14 protein-coding genes are annotated in these 18,899 nt (G+C 70.8%); 6 read left to right on the forward strand and 8 right to left on the reverse strand.

Features of this window, described 5'->3' with window-relative positions; all coding sequences use genetic code 11:
- Positions 1 to 156: 156 nt before the first annotated feature.
- A complete protein-coding gene (gene aspS, locus ACWGDX_RS25710; protein ID WP_453629160.1) occupies positions 157 to 1,929 on the reverse strand; it encodes an aspartate--tRNA ligase in 1,773 nt (590 codons plus the stop codon).
- A gap of 254 nt (positions 1,930 to 2,183) precedes the next feature.
- On the opposite strand from aspS, the gene ACWGDX_RS25715 reads away from it, so the two are divergent.
- Positions 2,184 to 4,499 carry an ATP-binding SpoIIE family protein phosphatase gene (locus ACWGDX_RS25715; protein WP_453629162.1) on the forward strand — a complete coding sequence of 772 codons (2,316 nt, stop codon included), beginning with the start codon at positions 2,184 to 2,186 and terminating at the stop codon, positions 4,497 to 4,499.
- Here ACWGDX_RS25715 and ACWGDX_RS25720 read toward each other — a convergent pair.
- The 3 genes from ACWGDX_RS25720 to ACWGDX_RS25730 form a co-directional block, all read right to left on the reverse strand.
- The gene (locus ACWGDX_RS25720; RefSeq protein ID WP_453629164.1) at positions 4,481 to 5,524 is read right to left on the reverse strand and encodes an AI-2E family transporter; all 1,044 of its coding nucleotides are present in this window, start codon (positions 5,522 to 5,524) and stop codon (positions 4,481 to 4,483) included. The two genes, ACWGDX_RS25715 and ACWGDX_RS25720, sit on opposite strands and share 19 nt — an antisense overlap.
- Positions 5,525 to 5,676: 152 nt before the next feature.
- Positions 5,677 to 6,630: a pirin family protein gene (locus ACWGDX_RS25725; RefSeq protein ID WP_453629166.1), complete on the reverse strand. Its 954-nt coding sequence runs from the start codon at positions 6,628 to 6,630 to the stop codon at positions 5,677 to 5,679.
- 196 nt (positions 6,631 to 6,826) lie between these two features.
- Positions 6,827 to 7,330: an SseB family protein gene (locus ACWGDX_RS25730; protein ID WP_363079034.1), complete on the reverse strand. Its 504-nt coding sequence runs from the start codon at positions 7,328 to 7,330 to the stop codon at positions 6,827 to 6,829.
- A 203-nt stretch (positions 7,331 to 7,533) separates the two neighbouring features.
- On the opposite strand from ACWGDX_RS25730, the gene ACWGDX_RS25735 reads away from it, so the two are divergent.
- From ACWGDX_RS25735 to ACWGDX_RS25745, 3 genes are all read left to right on the forward strand, one after another.
- Complete coding sequence (locus ACWGDX_RS25735) at positions 7,534 to 9,360, forward strand: acyl-CoA dehydrogenase (RefSeq protein WP_453629168.1); 1,827 nt, start codon at positions 7,534 to 7,536, stop codon at positions 9,358 to 9,360.
- A gap of 283 nt (positions 9,361 to 9,643) precedes the next feature.
- A complete protein-coding gene (locus tag ACWGDX_RS25740) occupies positions 9,644 to 11,032 on the forward strand; it encodes a M18 family aminopeptidase (protein WP_453629169.1) in 1,389 nt (462 codons plus the stop codon).
- A 147-nt stretch (positions 11,033 to 11,179) separates the two neighbouring features.
- Positions 11,180 to 11,407 (forward strand): DUF6458 family protein, encoded by a 228-nt coding sequence (locus ACWGDX_RS25745; protein ID WP_453629171.1) that lies wholly within the window; start codon positions 11,180 to 11,182, stop codon positions 11,405 to 11,407.
- 87 nt (positions 11,408 to 11,494) lie between these two features.
- Here ACWGDX_RS25745 and ACWGDX_RS25750 read toward each other — a convergent pair whose 3' ends face one another.
- Positions 11,495 to 13,372 carry an NHL domain-containing thioredoxin family protein gene (locus ACWGDX_RS25750; RefSeq protein WP_453629173.1) on the reverse strand — a complete coding sequence of 626 codons (1,878 nt, stop codon included), beginning with the start codon at positions 13,370 to 13,372 and terminating at the stop codon, positions 11,495 to 11,497.
- A gap of 138 nt (positions 13,373 to 13,510) precedes the next feature.
- The gene (locus ACWGDX_RS25755) at positions 13,511 to 14,371 is read right to left on the reverse strand and encodes a carbon-nitrogen family hydrolase (protein ID WP_453629175.1); all 861 of its coding nucleotides are present in this window, start codon (positions 14,369 to 14,371) and stop codon (positions 13,511 to 13,513) included.
- A 167-nt stretch (positions 14,372 to 14,538) separates the two neighbouring features.
- Between ACWGDX_RS25755 and ACWGDX_RS25760 the strand changes: the two genes are divergently transcribed.
- On the forward strand, positions 14,539 to 15,363 hold the full coding sequence (locus tag ACWGDX_RS25760; RefSeq protein ID WP_453629177.1) for a maleylpyruvate isomerase family mycothiol-dependent enzyme: 825 nt from the start codon (positions 14,539 to 14,541) through the stop codon (positions 15,361 to 15,363).
- A 288-nt stretch (positions 15,364 to 15,651) separates the two neighbouring features.
- Here ACWGDX_RS25760 and ACWGDX_RS25765 read toward each other — a convergent pair whose 3' ends face one another.
- Together ACWGDX_RS25765 and ACWGDX_RS25770 are read right to left on the reverse strand one after the other, a co-directional pair.
- Positions 15,652 to 16,965 carry an MFS transporter gene (locus tag ACWGDX_RS25765; protein WP_453629179.1) on the reverse strand — a complete coding sequence of 438 codons (1,314 nt, stop codon included), beginning with the start codon at positions 16,963 to 16,965 and terminating at the stop codon, positions 15,652 to 15,654.
- Entirely contained in the window at positions 16,962 to 17,633 is a 672-nt protein-coding gene (locus ACWGDX_RS25770) for a GntR family transcriptional regulator (protein WP_453629181.1), read from the reverse strand. The genes ACWGDX_RS25765 and ACWGDX_RS25770 overlap by 4 nt, the downstream gene beginning before the upstream one ends.
- A 206-nt stretch (positions 17,634 to 17,839) precedes the next feature.
- Between ACWGDX_RS25770 and ACWGDX_RS25775 the strand changes: the two genes are divergently transcribed.
- Positions 17,840 to 18,775, forward strand: coding sequence for a D-alanyl-D-alanine carboxypeptidase family protein (locus ACWGDX_RS25775; protein WP_365902212.1), 936 nt, complete (start codon positions 17,840 to 17,842; stop codon positions 18,773 to 18,775).
- Positions 18,776 to 18,899 lie beyond the last annotated feature (124 nt).

Raw genomic sequence — 18,899 nt, forward strand, 5'->3', positions numbered from 1 at the left:
CAGCCGTCCAGGTACGGGAAGAGGCCCGGGACCTGTTCGGGACGCTGTTGGGAATTAACCAACAGCGTCCCTTTCGGTGCCGGGCCTCTCGCCTCTCCCGCTCGTACCGCCCGCGCTCGCGGCGTCAGGCGTTACCCGCGGGGTTTACTCGCGGGGTTACTCGCCGGACTTGGCGGCCGGCTTGCGCAGGGCGATGTTCAGTTCGCGCAGACGCGACTCCGCCAGCTCCGTCGGGGCGCCCATCATCAGGTCCTGGGCGTTGCCGTTGAGCGGGAAGGCGATCGTCTCGCGGATGTTCGGCTCGTCGGCCAGCAGCATGACGATACGGTCCACGCCCGGGGCGATACCGCCGTGCGGCGGGGCGCCGAGCCGGAAGGCGCGGAGCATGCCCGCGAACTCGTGCTCGACGGTCTCGCGGTCATAGCCCGCGATCTCGAAGGCCTTGATCATGACCTCGGGCTCATGGTTCCGGATCGCGCCGGAGGAGAGCTCGATGCCATTGCAGACGATGTCGTACTGCCAGGCGAGGATGTCCAGCGGGTCCTTGGTCTCCAGATCGGCCAGACCGCCCTGGGGCATCGAGAAGGGGTTGTGCGAGAAGTCGATCTTCCCGGTCTCCTCGTCCTTCTCGTACATCGGGAAGTCGACGATCCAGCAGAACCGGAAGACGCCCTCCTCGAAGTGCCCGGAGCGCTTGGCCGCCTCGACCCGGACGGCGCTCATGATCTTGGAGACCTCGTCGAACTCGCCCGCGCCGAAGAAGACGGCGTGGCCGGGGGTGAGACCGAGGCGCTCGGTGAGGACCTTGACGTTCTCCTCGGTGAGGAACTTGGCGATCGGGCCGCTCAGCGCGCCGTCCTCGCCGACCCGCACCCAGGCCAGGCCCTTCGCGCCGTGCTCGACGGCGAACTCACCGAGCCCGTCGAAGAACTTGCGCGGCCGGTCGGCGGTGTCCGGGACCGGCAGCGCGCGTACGTGCTTGTCCGCGAACGCCTTGAACTCGGAGCCCTCGAAGACGTCCGAGATGTCGGCCAGCTCCAGCCGCGCCCGCAGGTCCGGCTTGTCGTTGCCGTACTTCAGCATCGACTCGCGGAACGGGATCCGGGGGAACGGGGAGGTGACATGACGGCCGCCGCCGAACTCCTCGAACAGCTCGGTCATCAGCTTCTCGATCGGGCGGAAGACATCCTCCTGCTCGACGAAGCTCATCTCGACGTCGAGCTGGTAGAACTCGCCCGGCGAGCGGTCGGCGCGGGCGTCCTCGTCGCGGAAGCACGGCGCGATCTGGAAGTAGCGGTCGAAGCCCGAGATCATCAGGAGCTGCTTGAACTGCTGCGGGGCCTGCGGCAGCGCGTAGAACCTGCCGGGGTTCAGCCGGGAGGGCACCACGAAGTCACGGGCGCCCTCGGGGGAGGTCGCGGTGAGGATCGGGGTCGCCATCTCGTTGAAGCCGAGCGCGGTCATCTTGTGCCGGATGGCGGAGATCACGGCCGTCCGCAGCATGATGTTGCGGTGCATGCGCTCGCGGCGCAGATCGAGGAAGCGGTACTCCAGGCGCCGCTCCTCGTTGACGCCGTCCTCGGTGTTGATCGTGAACGGCAGCGGGCCCGCCGCGCCGAGGATCTCGACCTCGGAGACCTCGATCTCGATCTCGCCGGTCGGCAGCTCCGGGTTGACGTTCTCCGCACCGCGCGCGGAGACCGTGCCGTCGATCCGGACGACCGTCTCCTTGGTGAGCTTGGACAGCTCCTCGTTGGCGGCGGTACCGGGCCGGGCGACGAGCTGGACCAGACCGTAGTGGTCGCGGAGATCGATGAAGAGGATGCCGCCCAGGTCTCGGCGATTGTGCAGCCAGCCGCTCAGCCGGACGTCGGTGCCGACGTCAGAGGCGCGGAGCTCGCCGCAGGTGTGGGACCTGTACCGATGCATCGTCGTTTCATCCAGTCTTAGCAAGTCGGGTCGTGGCACGTCGGGGTTGGTACGCCCGGCGTTGGCACGTCGGGTGCGTCAGGTGCTGCGGTGCGTCAGGTGCTGCGGACCGGGGCCGGTCCCGCCGGACTCCGGCGGCCGGTGTGATCCGCGGTACAGCACAACAGGACGAAGCCGTACCGCACAACAGGTTACCGCCCGGCCGCTCCGCCCCTCGGTGGCGTTCGCTCCTCGGATATTCATAAAGTGGGACAATGCGCACCGAGGATGTCCTGTCCGCGATCGCGACCGGTCTGTGGCGCTGGGACAACGCCTCCGGGACGGTCAGCTTCGACGCGGAGGCCGCCCGGCTGCTCGGGCTGCCCGCGGAGCCCGTGGTGCTCACGCTGGCGGCGGCGCGTGCCCGGTTCCACCCCGTCGACTGGAACGAGATCAACAGCATCGTGCATCTCGCGATCGCCGAGCACACGCTCGCCGAGGCCCGGCTGCGGATCATGGACGCGAAGGGCAAGGTGCTCCGTACCGTACGGTCCCGGGCCAAGACGGTCGTCAGACGGGAGCCCGAGGGTCCGCCGTACGTCGAGCTGTACGGCACGATCCAGGAGGTCGCGGAGGTGCGCCCGGGGACCGCCGTCGAGGGCGGCTCGGTCACCGGCGACTGGCGCCGCTCCCGCGAGGCCTTCCTGCTCGACGCGGGCCGCGCGCTGGCCGAGGCCCGTTCGACCGCCGAGGTGCTGCGCGTCGCCGCCTCCCTGTCCATGCCGGGCTTCTCGCCGGACGGGCTGGCGGTCTTCGGCGTCTCCGGCGAGCGGCTGACGATCATCGGCCACCACGGGCACGACCCCGGGGTCGCGGCCCCCTTCGAGGACATGACGCTGGACACGGACTATCCGGCGGCGGAGGCCGTACGGAGCGGGCGGGCCATCTATCTGCCGTCGCCGGAGGCGTACGCGAGTCGCTACCCCGCCACCTGGCACTATGTGCGCCGCTTCGGGCGGCGCTCCTGGGCGTATCTCCCGCTGGTCGTGTCGGGGCGCACGCTGGGGTGCTGGATGGCCGCGTTCGAGCACCGGGTCGCCTTCTCGCCCGACGAGCGGTCCGTGCTGACGACGGTGGCGCGGATGCTGGCGCAGGCGCTGGCCCGCGCCGGCATCGCCGAGACCGAGCGTGAGCTGTCGCTGGGCCTCCAGCGCACGATGATGCCGACGGTCGGGCCGGAGATCCCGGGGATGACGGTGGCGGCGCGGTATGTGCCGACCGGCGGCGGGCTCCAGATCGGCGGCGACTGGTACGACATGATCCCGCTGCCGGGCGGGACGGCGCGGCCCGACGGGGGTGGCGGACGCGGCTCCGGCGGAGGCGGCCGGGGCTCGGGCGGGGGCGGACGGGGCGCCGGGGGAGGCGGCCTGGGCGCCGAGGGCTGGAGCGGCGGCCGGTTCGCGCTGGTCATCGGGGACGTCCAGGGGCACGACGTACGGGCGGCCGGACTGATGGGGCAGCTCCGGGTGGCCCTGCGCGCCTACGCCTCCGAGGGACACCGGCCCGACGCGGTGCTCTCCCGGGCCTCGCGCTTCCTCGCCGGGCTCCAGCACTATCCGGGGCCGGGCGGGAGCGGCGGCGCGCCCGCGGAGCTGAGCGAGGACGAGTACTCCCTGGCCGGTCCGCGCTTCGCGACCTGTCTCTATCTGGAGGTCGATCCGGAGGCCGGCACCCTCGACATCGCCCGCGCGGGCCATCCGGACCCGGTGATCCGTACGTCCGACGGGACGGCGGTCGTACGGCAGACGGCGGGCGGACTGCCGCTCGGGATCGAGGTGGACTCGGACTATCCGACGACCCGGCTCGGTCTGGAGCCCGGCGAGACGCTGATGCTCTGCACGGACGGGCTGATCGAGACCGGCGGACACGATCTGGCGACCGGCTGGGCGCGGCTGCGGCCCGTCCTGGAGGAGCACAGCGGCGAGTCGCTGGAGAAGCTCGCCGACGCGCTCGTCCAGGCCGTGCACGGCCCCACCTCGCACTACACGACCGGGCCGCTCGCGGACCGCCGCGAGGACGACATCGCGCTGCTGCTGCTCTCCCGGGACCGGGCGCCGGCCCGCGGGGTCCACAGGACGACACGGCGGACCGCGCTGACCGTGGCGCAGGCCGAACCGGAGCGGATCGCGGGGGCGCGGCGGCAGGTGCGCGATCTGCTGCACGACTGGGCGTCCGGGGAGCAGATCGACTCCGCCGAGCTGATGGTCTCCGAGATGCTCACCAATGTGCTGGTCCACACGGACAACGACGCGCTGCTGCTCGCCGAGGCGGTCGGCGAGCAGGGGAACCGCCGGCTGCGGGTCGAGGTCGCGGACACCAGCGACGATCTGCCGCACCGCAGACGGCCGGGGGAGCTGGCGTCCAGCGGGCGCGGGCTGCTGCTGATGGAGATGCTGGCGGACGCGTGGGGGGTGGATCCGCGCGGCGACGGCAAGTCGATCTGGTTCGAGCTGTACGAGTGCGCGAACGAGGCCCTGGAGGCAGCCGAAGGGGAGGCGGGGGTGTCGGGGGCCTACGAGGCAGGGCCGTAACGGGTCCGCAGCTCGGAGAACACCCCGAACGCGGCGGCCGTCAGCGGTACGGCGAGCAGCATCCCCAGAATCCCGGCGACACTGGCGCCCGCCGTGATGGCCAGTATCACCACGGCCGGATGCATCTGGACCGTACGGCTCTGGATCATCGGCTGGAGCACATGCCCCTCCAGCACCTGCACGGCGAGGACCACCCCGAGCGCCCAGAGCCCGGTCACCCAGCCGCGGTCCGCGAGGGCGACCAGCACGGCGACGGCGCCGGAGAGGAAGGCGCCGAGATACGGGATGTACGCGCCGACGAAGACCAGCGCGCCCAGCCCGACGGCGCCGGGCACCTCCAGGAACAGCAGGCCGACGGTGATGCAGACCGCGTCGATCAGGGCGATGACGGTGGTGCCGCGCATAAAGCCCTCGACGGCCCCGAACGCGCGTCGCGCCATGGCTTCGAGGGTCTCCCCGGTCTCGCCCGGCGCGAGCGAGCGCAGGGAGTCGGCCACCTTGTGGGAGTCCCGCAGGAAGAAGAACATCAGCAGCAGCGCGAGCACGGCGGTGGCGATCAGCTCGCCGACGACGCTGATACCGGTGAGCACCCCGGAGGCGGCGGTGGCGCCGAACTTCCCGAGCAGGGTCTTGGCGTTGCCGACCACATCGTCCAGCGAGGTGCCGGCCGCGCCGAAGTGCTTGCTGAGGTCCTTCCCGGCCTGCTTGAGCGAGGAGCCGATCTGGTCACCGCTGTCCACGAGCGCGCTGACGACGATGTATCCCGCCCCGCCGACCACGGCCACGACGGCGACACAGGTCAGCCCGGCGGCGAGCGACCGGTTGAGCCGCATCGCGAGCAGCCGCCGGTAGAACGGCCCGAGCAGCGCGGTACCGAGGATGGCGAGCAGTACGGGCGTGACGGCGGTCTTGAAGGTGATGGTCAGCCAGATCCCCACGGCCCCCACCCCGGAGACCACCAGCGCCACCGCACACCACGCGGCGAGGCGCCGGGCGCTCTCGGGGAGGACGGACGGCGAAAACATCTCCACCCCCCTACCCGACCACGCCCCCACCCCCCTGTCCCCCGCGAATGCTCTGTTCGGCGCACGGGGAGCCCGGGGGCCGGGCACGCCTCCGCCGTGCGGTGTGGCGCTGCCGCACGGCGGAGGGGGTGGGGGCGGGGCGCCCCCGGGGGTTACGCGCCGGCCGCCGGGACCGTGCCCAGGCGGCCCGCCTGGAAGTCCTCGAAGGCCTGCTGGAGCTCCGCGTGGCTGTTCATCACGAACGGACCGTAGTGCGCCATCGGCTCACGGATCGGCCGGCCGCCGAGCAGCACGATCTCCAGGTCGGGGGTGTTCGAGTCCTGCGACTCGTCGGCCCGTACCGTCAGCGAGCCGCCCGCGCCGAAGACCGCCGTCTGTCCCATGCGGACCGGCCGCCGGTCGGTGCCGGCCGAGCCGCGGCCCGCCAGTACGTACGCGAGACCGTTGAACTCCTCCCGCCACGGCAGCGTCACCTCCGCACCCGGCCGCAGCGTCGCGTGGATCATCGTGATCGGTGTGTGCGTGATGCCGGGCCCCTGGTGTCCGTCCAGCTCACCCGCGATCACCCGCAGCAGCGCGCCGCCGTCGTGCGAGGTCAGGAGCTGGACCTGACCGCCGCGGATGTCCTGGTACCGGGGGTTCATCATCTTGTCGGACGCCGGGAGGTTCACCCAGAGCTGGAGCCCGTGGAAGAGCCCTCCGGACATCACCAGCGACTCCGGCGGAGCCTCGATGTGCAGCAGCCCCGAACCCGCCGTCATCCACTGCGTGTCACCGTTCCGGATGGTCCCGCCGCCACCGTTGCTGTCCTGGTGGATGAAGGTCCCGTCGATCAGATACGTGACGGTCTCGAAGCCGCGGTGCGGGTGCCACGGCGTGCCCTTGGGCTCGCCCGGCGCGTAATCCACCTCACCCATCTGGTCCATCATGATGAACGGGTCGAGGTGCTGGTAGTTGATCCCCGCGAACGCGCGGCGCACCGGGAAGCCCTCGCCCTCGAACCCACCGGGCGCGGTCGTGACGGTGAGCACGGGACGGGCCACGGCGTCGGCCGGAGCCGCCACCCGGGGCAGGGTCAGCGGGTTTTCGACGGTCACAGCGGGCATGGGGGCCTCCTCGGTTTGTCCTGTCCCAATTTAGTTGAACGGTGAACATCTGACAAGGCTCCCTTCATTCCCGTACCGCCCCCGGGCACGACTGAGGCCCGTACCGGAGCGGTACGGGCCTCGAAGCAGGCATCAGACAGAAGCGGCGGCCGGCCGCGCGGATCAGCCACGCATACCGATCAGCCGCGCATACGGCTCAGCCGTACATACGGCGCATCGCGAAGTCCACCATCTGCTCGACCGCCTTCGCGTCGAACACCATCCGGTGGTCGCCCTCCATGTCGAGCACGAATCCGTACCCCGTCGGCAGCAGATCGATCACCTCCGCGCCCGTGATCACGAAGTACTTCGACTCCTTGCCCGCGTACCGCCGCAGCTCCTTGAGCGTGCTGAACATCGGGATCACCGGCTGCTGCGTGTTGTGCAGCGCCAGGAACCCGGGGTTGTCCCCCCGCGGGCAGTACACCTTCGACGTCGCGAAGATCTGCTGGAAGTCCTCGGCCGACAGCGACCCCGTGGTGAACGCGCGCACCGCGTCACCGAGCGACGGAGGCGACGGTTCCGGATAGAGCGGCTGCTCGCCGTATCCACCGATGCCCGCGCCGGCACCGCCCATCTGCTGATGCTGCTGCGGTGGCGGCTGCTGCGGCGGGTGCACGTACTGCTGCTGAGCGCCCGGAGTCTGGTCGTAGCCGTACATGACCGCAAGAGTACTGAGGAATACCGCCCCGGGAAGCCCCGTCGACCTCGTCACAGAAACCCGATCGGGGTTGCATCTTATTACCGATGGGTAGCATCATCGGAGCTACTTACCGGTACGCGTGTATACGGGGAATCCGCCGGCGTCCACGCCCCCGGCCTCCTCGTCCTTCCTCACCGATCCTCACCTACGGAGTCGTCGCCATGGGGCACTACAAGTCGAATCTCCGCGACATCGAGTTCAACCTCTTCGAGGTGCTCGGGCGCGACAAGCTGTACGGCACGGGACCGTTCGCGGACATGGACGTGGAGACCGCCAGGAGCATCCTCGAAGAGGTCACCCGCCTCGCGGAGAACGATCTCGCGGAGTCGTTCGCGGAAGGGGACCGCACCCCTCCGGTCTTCGACCCGGAGACCGGCACGGCACCGGTGCCCGCGGCCTTCCGGAAGAGCTACCAGGCCTATATGGACTCCGAGTACTGGCGTCTCGGCCTGCCCGAGGAGATCGGCGGCACCACCTCGCCCCGCTCCCTGATCTGGGCCTACGCGGAGCTGCTCCTCGGCGCCAACCCCGCCGTGTGGATGTACGCGTCGGGCCCCGCCTTCGCCGGCGTCCTCTTCGAGGAGGGCAACGAGGCGCAGAAGAAGGCCGCCGCGATCGCCGTGGAGAAGCGGTGGGGCTCCACCATGGTCCTCACCGAGCCGGACGCGGGATCGGATGTCGGCGCGGGCCGCACGAAGGCCGTTCCGCAGGAGGACGGCAGCTGGCACATCGAGGGCGTGAAGCGCTTCATCACCTCCGGTGAGCACGACATGTCGGAGAACATCCTGCATTACGTCCTCGCCCGCCCCGAGGGCGCGGGACCCGGCACCAAGGGCCTGTCCCTCTTCCTCGTACCGAAGTACGAGTTCGACCCGGAGACCGGCGAGCTGGGCGAGCGCAACGGCGTCCACGCCACGAACGTCGAGCACAAGATGGGCCTCAAGGTCTCCAACACCTGCGAGCTGACCTTCGGCGACCGCCACCCCGCCAAGGGCTGGCTGATCGGTGACAAGCACGAGGGCATCCGCCAGATGTTCCGCATCATCGAGTTCGCCCGGATGATGGTCGGCACGAAGGCCATCGCCACCCTCTCCACCGGCTATCTCAACGCGCTGGAGTACGCCAAGGAGCGCGTCCAGGGCCCCGATCTGGCCCAGTTCATGGACAAGGCCGCGCCCAAGGTCACCATCACGCACCACCCCGATGTGCGCCGCTCGCTGATGACGCAGAAGGCGTACGCGGAGGGCATGCGCGCCCTCGTCATGTACACCGCCTCCGTCCAGGACGAGATCGCCGTCAAGGAGGCCGAGGGCGAGAACTCCAAGGCGCTGCACGGGCTCAACGACCTGCTGCTGCCGATCGTGAAGGGATACGGCTCGGAGCGCTCGTACGAACAGCTCGCGCAGTCCCTCCAGATCTTCGGCGGCTCGGGATATCTCCAGGAGTACCCCGTCGAGCAGTACATCCGGGACGCCAAGATCGACACCCTCTACGAGGGCACCACGGCGATCCAGGGGCAGGACTTCTTCTTCCGGAAGATCGTCCGGGACCAGGGCCAGGCGCTGAACTCGCTGGCCGAGGAGATCAAAAAGTTCCTCGCCGTCGGCACCGGCGGTACGGAACTGGCCCCCGCCCGCGAAGCGCTCGCGAAGGCCGCCGCCGATCTGGAGGCGATCGTCGGCCGGATGCTGACGGATCTCACCGCCACCGGCGAGGACGTCAAGAACATCTACAAGGTCGGGCTCAACACGACGCGGCTGCTGATGGCCTCGGGCGATGTGGTCGTCGCCTATCTGCTGCTGCGCGGCGCGGCCGTGGCCTCGGAGAAGCTGGAGACGGCCGCCGCGAAGGATGTGGCGTTCTACCAGGGCAAGATAGCGGCGGCGAAGTTCTTCGCGGCGAACGTCCTGCCGGACGTCTCGACGCAGCGCGCGCTGGCCGAGTCCGTGGACGACTCGCTCATGGAACTGGACGAGGCGGCGTTCTAGGGAGTCCAGGGCGCGGCGCGGAAGTAGCGGGCGTCGCGCGGAAGCGGCGCCGTCCGCCCGGAGGGCGGGGCCCCGCGGGCGGCGCGGTGCGAGCAGAAGGGGGCACTCTCCTCGTGAGGGGTGCCCCCTTTCCGTTTCGACCGTCTCTCGACCGTCCTTCGACCCCCCGTCGGCCCTTCGTCCGTGCCGGTTCTCCCCATGTGCGGAGCTTGTCCCGCCCCGGCGGAGGCCGTTGCAGCCGGTGACGGGCCCGGTGTCCTGGGCCGTCGTTATGGTGAACCCCATGAGCACTTCCGCCCGCTTCGACCGCGGCCACACCGACGACCTCATGTCCTTCCTCGCGGCCAGCCCGTCGCCGTACCACGCGGTGGCCAATGCCGCGGAGCGCCTGGAGAAGGCCGGCTTCCGGCAGGTGCTGGAGACGGACGCCTGGGACGGGTCCGCGGGCGGGCGGTTCGTGCTCCGGGGCGGGGCGATCATCGCCTGGTTCGTACCGGAAGGCGCCCCGCCGCACACCCCCTTCCGGATCGTCGGCGCCCACACGGACTCCCCCAATCTGCGGGTGAAGCCACTGCCCGACACCGGTTCGTACGGCTGGCGGCAGATCGCGGTCGAGATCTACGGCGGGACACTGCTCAACACCTGGCTGGACCGGGATCTGGGGCTCGCGGGCCGGCTCACCCTGCGGGACGGCTCGCACCGGCTGGTCAACATCGACCGCGCCCTGCTGCGCGTACCGCAGCTCGCCGTGCATCTCGACCGCTCGGTCAACACCGACGGTCTCAAGCTGGACCGGCAGCGGCACATGCAGCCGATCTGGGGCCTCGGGGAGCCCGAGGAGGGCGATCTGATCCGCTTCGTGGCCGAGGAGGCCGGGGTCGGCGCCGAGGACATCACGGGCTGGGACCTGATGCCGCACGCCATAGAGCCGCCCGCCTATCTCGGACGCGACCGCGAGCTGGTCGCCGGGCCCAGGATGGACAATCTGCTGTCGGTGCACGCGGGTACGGCGGCGCTGGCGGCCGTCGCCACCGGCTCCGGGGGATCCGCGAGGTCCGAGACACCCGGGGCGGCGGGATCGGCCGGGGCTGCCGGACCGGCCGGGGCGGCCGGGGGCAGGAGTTCCGGCACCCCGTCGCTCCCGTACATCCCCGTCCTCGCCGCCTTCGACCACGAGGAGAACGGCTCGCAGTCGGACACCGGCGCCGACGGCCCCCTGCTCGGCACGGTGCTCGAACGCTCGGTGCTCGCCCGCGGCGGTACGTACGAGGACAGGGCGCGGGCCTTCGCCGGCACGGTCTGTCTGTCGTCGGACACCGGCCACGCCGTGCACCCCAACTACGCCGAGCGCCACGACCCGACGCACCAGCCACGCGCGAACGGCGGCCCGATCCTCAAGGTCAACGTCAACATGCGGTACGCGACGGACGGCAGCGGCCGGGGCGTGTTCGCCGCGGCCTGCGAGAAGGCGGGCGTGCCCTGGCAGTCGTTCGTCTCGAACAACTCGATGCCCTGCGGTACGACGATCGGCCCGATCACCGCGGCCCGGCATGGAATCCAGACCGTCGACATCGGAGTGGCGATCCTCTCCATGCACAGCGCGCGCGAGCTCTGCGGCGCGGACGACCCGTATCTGCTGGCGAACGCGCTGGTGGCGTTCCTGGAGGGCTGACGGTTCGCCGCTGATGGTTCGGCCGCTGACGGACGGCTGGCAGACGGCTCACGGACGCCTGGCGGACGGCTCCCGCATGGTGGTGCCGAACCGGGGTACCCGCACATGGCCCGGAACGACCACCACTCACACAGGAGGCTGGGATTCATGGGCCTAGGCGGATGCATCGTGCTGCTCGCGGTGGGAGCGATCCTCACCTTCGCGACCGACTGGGAGGTCGACAGCGTCAACCTCGATCTGGTCGGTCTGATCATGATGGCGGTCGGCCTGATCGGTATCGCCACCTTCACCAGCATCGCCCGCCGCCGGCGGGCGATCATACCGCCGGTCGCCCCGACCGTCGTGGAGCGGGACGACCACCGCACCGGTTACTGACCGGCCGGGCCGCCGGACCGGACCGGACCGCCGGACCGGACCGCCGGTTCGCCGGACCGGTCACCCGGACCGGTCACCCGGCCCCGCCTACGCGTCGAGCCCGGCCAGTACGAGACCCAGACGGGACGTTCCCGACTCCGTGACACGGACGGGAACGCCCCAGTCCTGCTGATGGACATGGCAGGCCGGGTACTCGTTGGCGGGGTCGTCGTCGCAGGACGCCGCCATCGCGGAGACATGCAGCACGCCCTCCGTGACGCCCTCGGCCAGTACCAGCTCACGGCTGAGGTCCGTACCGGCACCGCCGCCGTCCGCCAGCAGTTCGGGCGGGGTGGCGGAGACCAGCAGCCGGGTCGAGGGACCGTAGCGCGTGTCGAGCTTCTGGCCGCCCGGCGCCGTGAAGACCACGTCCAGCAGGAGCGCGCCCGGGGCGACATCGGTGGCCGCCCGCCGCGTGCGATGGGCGACGGCCTCCACCCGTACCGCCTCGTCGGGCAGCCGCAGCCGGGTCAGCCGGTGCCGGGCGGACTCGACGACGACGATGTCCTCACCGACGAGCACCGCGTCACTGGGCTCACGCAGATCCGTCGCCAGCGTGGTCACCTCGCCCGTCGCCGGGTCGTAACGGCGCAGGGCGTGGTTGTACGTGTCCGAGACGGCGACGGAGCCGTCGGGGAGCGCGGTGACGCCCAGCGGGTGCTGGAGCAGCGCCTGTGCGGCGGCGCCGTCACGGTGTCCGAAGTCGAAGAGCCCGGTGCCGACGGCCGTACGGATCACGAACCCGCCGTCCGCACCGCCCTCCCCGCCCTCACCCTTCTCACGCTCCCGCTCGACATAGCGCAGGGCGCTGGTCTCCGAGTCGGCGATCCACAGCCGGTCCTCGGTCGCCGCGAGCCCCGACGGCTGGGCGAACCACGCCTCGGCGGCCGGCCCGTCCACCAGCCCCTCGTTGGTGGTACCGGCCGCGACCTCGACCGTCCCGGTGGCCGGGTCGTACGTCCAGAGCTGATGGACCCCGGCCATGGCGATCCACACGCGCCCGGCCCACCAGGCGACGTCCCACGGCGAGGAGAGGGCCACCTCCAGGGCGGGTCCGGCGGCCGGTGAGCCCTGCATCCACTGCCTGCCGGTCCCCGCGACGGTCTCGATCGCGCCGGTGGCCGGGTCGTAGACGCGCAGCGCGTGGTTCACGGTGTCCGCGACGATCACCCTGCCGTCGGGCAGCAGGGCGAGCCCCTGCGGTTCGCTGAACGAGTCCGGCCCGAAGCCGCGCTCGCCGTTGCCGATCCGCCGCACGACCGTCTCGCCGTCCGGCGCCAGCTCGACGAGCTGATGGCGGGTGGAGTCGGAGACGAGGAGGTTCCCGCCGGGCAGCACCAGCGCCTTCCCGGGGAACCGCAGATCGGTCGCGACCGGCTCCGGGGGAACGTAGGGCCCGTCCCCCCGCCGCAGCGTCCCCTTCGCGGCGTGCTCGGCCTCCAGCTCCTCGACCAGCCGCGCGATGGCGTGCGCGTGCCCCTCACCCGCGTGCTGGGCGACGACATACCCCTCGGGGTCGACGACCACCAGCGTGGGCCAGGCCCGTACGGCGTACTGCTTCCAGGTCGCCAGCTCGGGATCGTCCAGCACGGGATGGTGGACCTCGTACCGCTCGACGGCGTCGACCACGGCCTGGTGCTCCGCCTCGTGGACGAACTTCGGCGAGTGGACACCGATGATCACTACGGTGTCCCGGTGCTTCTCCTCCAGCTCCCGCAGCTCGTCGAGAACATGCAGACAGTTGATGCAGCAGAAGGTCCAGAAATCGAGAATGACGATGCGTCCCCGCAGGTCGGCGAGGGTGTACGAGGTGTCGCCCGTATTGAGCCAGCCGCCCTTGCCGATCAGTTCGGGGGCCCGCACGCGAGCGCGGCGGGACGGGGCCGGGGTGGTGGCGGAGGCCGGGGCGGGGATCGCGTCGTTCATGGAACATAGGGTGCCATCCCCGGATGAACGCCGGATCACGGCCTTACGAAGCCGCCCCCGCCTGCGAGCGAGCGAGCGGACGGACTGACCGGCCCGGACCACGCGTGCGGTCCGGGCCGTGTCAGGCGCGGGTCCGTGTCAGGCGCGGACGCGGGGCGGGGGCGTCAGGCCCAGGCGGCGGTCCTTGAGGGCCGGGAACTGTTCGCGTGTCGTCGCCACGCGCGTCAGATCGAGGTCGGCCGTCAGGATCTCCTCGTCCGCGCCCGCCTCCGCCAGCACCTCGCCCCAGGGGTCCACGACGATGCTGTGCCCCGACTGCTCCACCCCCGCGTGGGTCCCGGCGGTGGCGCAGGCCAGGACGTACGACTGGTTCTCCACCGCCCGCGCCCGCGCCAGCAGCGTCCAGTGCTCGCGGCGCCGGGCCGGCCAGCCGGCCGGGATGACGAGCAGCCGCGCGCCCGCGTCGACCAGCCCCCGGAACAGCTCGGGAAAGCGCAGGTCGTAGCAGGTGGCCAGGCCGAGCGTGGTCTCCTCCGCGCCCTGTCCACCGCCGCCGTCACGCCCGTCCTGTCCGCCGGCGGGGAGCGTGAGCGGCACGGTGACCAGTTCCCCGCCCGCGCTCATCAGCGTCGCCTCGCCCTTGTCGAAGCCGAAGCGGTGGATCTTGCGGTACGTACGGACCGGCTCACCGGCGGGGGAGAGCACGAGCGAGGTGTTGTAGAGCGCGCCCCCGGCGTCCCGTTCCACGAAGGAGCCGGCGTGCAGCCAGACCCCCGCGTCGCTCGCCGCCTTCGACATCGCCTGGAAGGTGGGTCCGTCCACCGGCTCCGCCTCCCGCTCGAAGGACTCGTACGCGAAGGCGCCGACCGGCCACAGTTCGGGAAGGACCACCAGGTCAGCGGTGCCCCGCTGCTGGCGTACCAGGGCCGCGACGCGCTGTCTGCGCGAGTCGACCGATTCGTACGGATCTACTGCGATCTGGATGAGCGAGGCGCGCACAGTACCACCGTCCTGGCATTCGAGCCGTCAACACGGGCCTACGATCGTCACACGAAAGCACTGCCGGGGTGCCATCGGGCAGCGTAACTTAGCTGCCGAACCTCCCACGCAGCCCGCAGCCAGCCCAGCAAGCCAGCCCGCGTACCGCAGAACCGCCGAGGGGTCCCGTGACCGTACATCCCAGCCTTCAAAACTACGCCGATGCCTGGACCCACTCCATCGAGGCCATATCCGAGCTGGTGCAGCCGCTCGTCGAGGGCGAGTGGAGTTGGCGCACGCCGTGTCCCGGCTGGTCCGTACGGGACATCGTCTCGCATGTCATCGGCATGGAGAACGAGTTGCTCGGGGACCCGCGGCCGATCCACTCGCTGCCGCGTGATCTCTACCATGTGCAGAGCGAGTTCGCCCGCTACATGGAGATGCAGGTCGATGTGCGGCGGCACCACACCGCGCCGGAGATGACCTCCGAGCTGGAGTACACGATCATCCGCCGCAACCGGCAGATCCGGAACGAGACCCGCTCCCCCGACACCATGGTCCGGGCGCCCCTCGGCAAGGAGCAGACCCTCGAAACGGCCTGGCGGGGCCGGGCGTTCGACGTCTGGGTGCATGAGCAGGATCTGCGGACGACGCTCAACAAGCCCGGCAATCTCGACTCGCCCGGCGCGCTGATCGCCCGGGACGCACTGCTCGCCGCGCTGCCGAAGGTGGTCGCCAAGGACGCGGGCGCGCCGCCGAACTCGGCGGTCGTCATCGATGTGAGCGGTCCGGTGGAGTTCCTGCGCACGGTCCGGGTGAACGCGGACGGCCGCGGTTCGATCGACGGCTCGCCCTCGCTCGGCCCGCTGGTGACGCTGGCGATGGACTGGGAGACGTACTTCCGGCTGGCGTGCGGCCGGGTGCGGGCCTCGGCGGTCGCGGACCGGATCAAGATCGACGGCGATGACGAACTGGCGACGGCGATCCTGCGCGAGTTCGCGGTGACGCGTTGACGCGGTGACGCGGTGACCCGTTGAGGCACTGGGGCACAGGGGCGTTGAGGCGGTGAGGCGGTGACCCGCCGGGGCGTTGGCGCCTCGGGTCGCGGTGGGCTGCTGGGCGTGTCGGGCGCGACTGGGCGTCGGACGCGTCGCGGCGCCGCCGCCGTACCGGCACCGGACTCCGGACTCCGGACCCGGGACCCTTCGCCGGGACACCGGGCACCGATCGCCGTGAGGCGGGCCGCGTCCGCCGGCCCTCGCCGTACGTACCGGCCCGCACGCCGTACGTACCCGCCGCCCTCACGCCGGTACGTGCACGGCCTCCACCCGGCTCGCCACCAGTCGTTCCCGCTCCCGCCGGGCCGTCCGCGCCCGCAGCCGCAGGATCTGTACGATCCCGAGCGTTTCGAGGACGAAGACGGACGAGAACGCGATCCGGAAGTTCCCGTCGGTCGCGTCCAGCAGGACGCCGACCGCGAAGAGCGTCGTCATCGAGGCAACGAAACCGCCCATGTTGACGATTCCGGAGGCCGTGCCCTGACGCTCCGGCGGGTTCGCGGGCCGGGCGAAGTCGAAGCCGATCATCGACGCGGGTCCGCACGCGCCGAGGACCACGCAGAGCGTGATCAGCAGACCGGTCGGGGCGTGGTCGCCGGGGTACGCGATCGTCGTGGCCCAGAACAGCGCCGTCGCCCCGACCGTACCGAGGACCAGCGGGGCCCTGGCCCGGTGGTGGCGGGCGATGACCTGCCCGTACACCAGGCCCACGGCCATGTTGGAGAGAACGACGAGGGTGAGCAGCTCACCCGCGACGGCCCGGGACAGTCCCTGTGCCTCGACCAGGAACGGCATGCCCCACAGCAGCAGGAACATCATCGCCGGGAACTGCGTGGTGAAGTGCACCCACAGCCCCAGCCGGGTGCCGGGCTCACGCCATGACTCGGCGATCTGCTTCCGTACGTAGGCGGCGCCCGCGTGCTCGGCCGGGGGCGGCTCATGGCCCTCCGGGTGGTCCTTGAGGAAGAGCAGCAGCAGGACGAGGACGAGCACACCCGCCAGCGCGCTGCCCGCGAAGGTGGTGGTCCAGCCGAGACCGTGCAGGGTGCGGGAGATGAAGACGGTGGAGACGAGATTGCCCGCCATGCCGAAGAGCGCGGCGACCTGTCCGATCATCGGCCCGCGCCGGGCCGGGAACCAGCGGGTGCCGAGGCGCAGCACGCTGATGAACGTCATCGCGTCACCGCAGCCGAGCAGGGCGCGGGCGGCGAGGGCCGTGCCGTACGAGGGGGCGAGCGCGAAGCCGAGCTGTCCGACGGTGAACAGCACCACGCCGATGGTCAGCACCTTCTTGGTGCCGAGCCGGTCGACCATCAGGCCGACGGGTATCTGCATGCCCGCGTAGACGAGAAGCTGGAGTATGGAGAACGTCGCGAGCGCGGAGGCGTTGACGTCGAAGCGGTCGGCGGCGTCGAGGCCGGCCACGCCCAGACTGGTACGGAAGATGACGGCGACGAAGTAGACGGCGACGCCGATGCCCCAGACCCAGGCGGCGCGACGGCCGCCGGGCGGGTCTCCCGGAAGCGTGAGGGCGGGGGAGCCCGCGGTAGCGCTCACCGTGCCTCACCCCTGACCAGCACCTGGACCCGGCTGATGTGACGGCGCAGACAGGCGGCGGCGCCGTCGGCGTCACCGGTCCTGATGGCGTCGAGCATGTCCGCGTGTTCGGTGATGTTCTTGGCGATACGGTCGGGGTGCGCCTCCATCACGGCGACGCCCATCCGCAGCTGCCGGTCCCTGAGCTGGTCGTAGAGCCGGGAGAGGATCTGGTTCCCCGCGTGCCGCACGATCTCGGCGTGGAAGCAGCGGTCGGTGGCGGCGACGGCGGCGAGATCCCCGTCCACGGCGCGCTGCCGCTGCTCGTCGAGCAGCTCCTCCAGCCGCTCGATCAGCCGCGCGGAGGCCGGCACGGCCTTCCGTACGGCGAACTCCTCGACCAGCAGGCGGGTTTCGACGACATCGGCGATCTCCTGCGCCGAGACGGCGAGCACGAGGGCGCCCTTCTTGGGGTAGAGCTTGATCAGCCCCTCGACCTCCAGCTTGAGAAGAGCCTCGCGCACCGGCGTCCGGGACACCCCGACGGCCTCGGCCAGCTCCCCTTCCGTCAGCAGGGTGCCGCCTTCGTAACGGCGGTCGAGTACGGCTTCCTTGATATGGCTGTAGACACGGTCTGCGGCGGGCGGTCGCTTCACGGGAACGGCGGGAGCGGCAGCGGCGGAAGGCATGCGCACAGCTTAGATACAACAGGAACGCACGGGCAGGCGCGTCCGGGATGCGGACGGGGCGAAAGGGGCGCGTCCGGCGGCGCGTTCGATGGCATTCGCGTGCATCCATTCGGGGTGTTCGTGAGTCTCAAGACGGGGCTCTTCTCTCCAAGCGGTCCCGTTCTGGCGCATTTCAACGCATTCGCGGATTCGGAGCGTTTCTTTTGATGTCCACCCTCCTGGGCGCACGCAGAGCCGCTGTGGTCACGGTCACACTCACCGCCGGCGCGCTGCTGTCCGTCTCGTCCCTGGCCGCGCCCGCGCAGGCCGCCGCCGCCCCGTCCATCGGTGGCAAGGGCGGGTTCGTGCTCAACAACGCGACCGGCGCCACGGTCTACGGCAAGGCCGCCGACACCCGGCGCCAGATGGCGAGCACGACGAAGATCATGACGGCCGCGGTGGTGCTCACCACCAAGGGCGTCGACCTCAACCGCAAGGTGACCGTCAAGAAGGCCTACCGCGACTACGTCACCAAGCAGGGCGCCAGCACGGCGGATCTGCGCACCGGCGACAAGGTCACCGTGCGCCAGCTGCTGTACGGGACGATGCTGCCCTCCGGCTGCGACGCCGCGTACGCGCTCGCCGACACCTTCGGCACCGGCTCGACGACCGCCGCGCGCACCAAGTCGTTCATCGCGAAGATGAACGCGAAGGCCACCTCGCTCAAGCTCAAGAACACCAAGTTCGACTCGTTCGACGGCATCTCGCAGAGCGGGAAGAACTACACCACCCCGCGCGACCTCGCGAAGATCGCGCAGTACGCCATGAAGAACGCGAACTTCCGCGCGGTCGTCAAGGCCACCTCGTACAAGAGCACCGCGCCGACCAGCACGGGCGGCAAGCGCACGTACACCTGGTACAACACCAACAAGCTGCTCGGCTCCTACAAGGGCGCCATCGGCATCAAGACCGGCACCGGCACCGCCGCGGGCCCCTGCCTGGTGTTCGCCGCCACGCGCGGGAGCAAGACCCTCGTCGGCGTCGTCCTGAACGGCGCGGACCGTTACAAGGACGCCGCCAAGCTGCTCGACTACGGCTTCGGCTCGTCGACGGCGAAGACGATGAAGCTGCGTACGCTCCCGGCGGACGCGCAGCGCGACTGATCTCGCGCGTCCGGGGGGACGAGGGCCGCGTCACGGAAGCAGCACTCCGGCGCGGCCCTCACGCTTACGCCCACGTCGGCCCTCGTGCCGGCCCTCACGCCGACGTGAGCGAACCGCGGCGCGG

It is taken from the genome of Streptomyces sp. NPDC055025 (assembly GCF_053608565.1).

Excerpts from the sequence above, each read along its gene's own strand:
- aspS (WP_453629160.1), bottom strand. The coding sequence starts at position 1,929 with ATGCATCGGTACAGGTCCCACACCTGCGGCGAGCTCCGCGCCTCTGAC.
- ACWGDX_RS25775 (WP_365902212.1), top strand. The coding sequence starts at position 17,840 with ATGTCCACCCTCCTGGGCGCACGCAGAGCCGCTGTGGTCACGGTCACA.
- ACWGDX_RS25720 (WP_453629164.1), bottom strand. The coding sequence starts at position 5,524 with ATGTTTTCGCCGTCCGTCCTCCCCGAGAGCGCCCGGCGCCTCGCCGCG.
- ACWGDX_RS25745 (WP_453629171.1), top strand. The coding sequence starts at position 11,180 with ATGGGCCTAGGCGGATGCATCGTGCTGCTCGCGGTGGGAGCGATCCTC.
- ACWGDX_RS25770 (WP_453629181.1), bottom strand. The coding sequence starts at position 17,633 with ATGCCTTCCGCCGCTGCCGCTCCCGCCGTTCCCGTGAAGCGACCGCCC.
- ACWGDX_RS25730 (WP_363079034.1), bottom strand. The coding sequence starts at position 7,330 with ATGTACGGCTACGACCAGACTCCGGGCGCTCAGCAGCAGTACGTGCAC.
- ACWGDX_RS25715 (WP_453629162.1), top strand. The coding sequence starts at position 2,184 with ATGCGCACCGAGGATGTCCTGTCCGCGATCGCGACCGGTCTGTGGCGC.
- ACWGDX_RS25750 (WP_453629173.1), bottom strand. The coding sequence starts at position 13,372 with ATGAACGACGCGATCCCCGCCCCGGCCTCCGCCACCACCCCGGCCCCG.
- ACWGDX_RS25735 (WP_453629168.1), top strand. The coding sequence starts at position 7,534 with ATGGGGCACTACAAGTCGAATCTCCGCGACATCGAGTTCAACCTCTTC.
- ACWGDX_RS25725 (WP_453629166.1), bottom strand. The coding sequence starts at position 6,630 with ATGCCCGCTGTGACCGTCGAAAACCCGCTGACCCTGCCCCGGGTGGCG.
- ACWGDX_RS25740 (WP_453629169.1), top strand. The coding sequence starts at position 9,644 with ATGAGCACTTCCGCCCGCTTCGACCGCGGCCACACCGACGACCTCATG.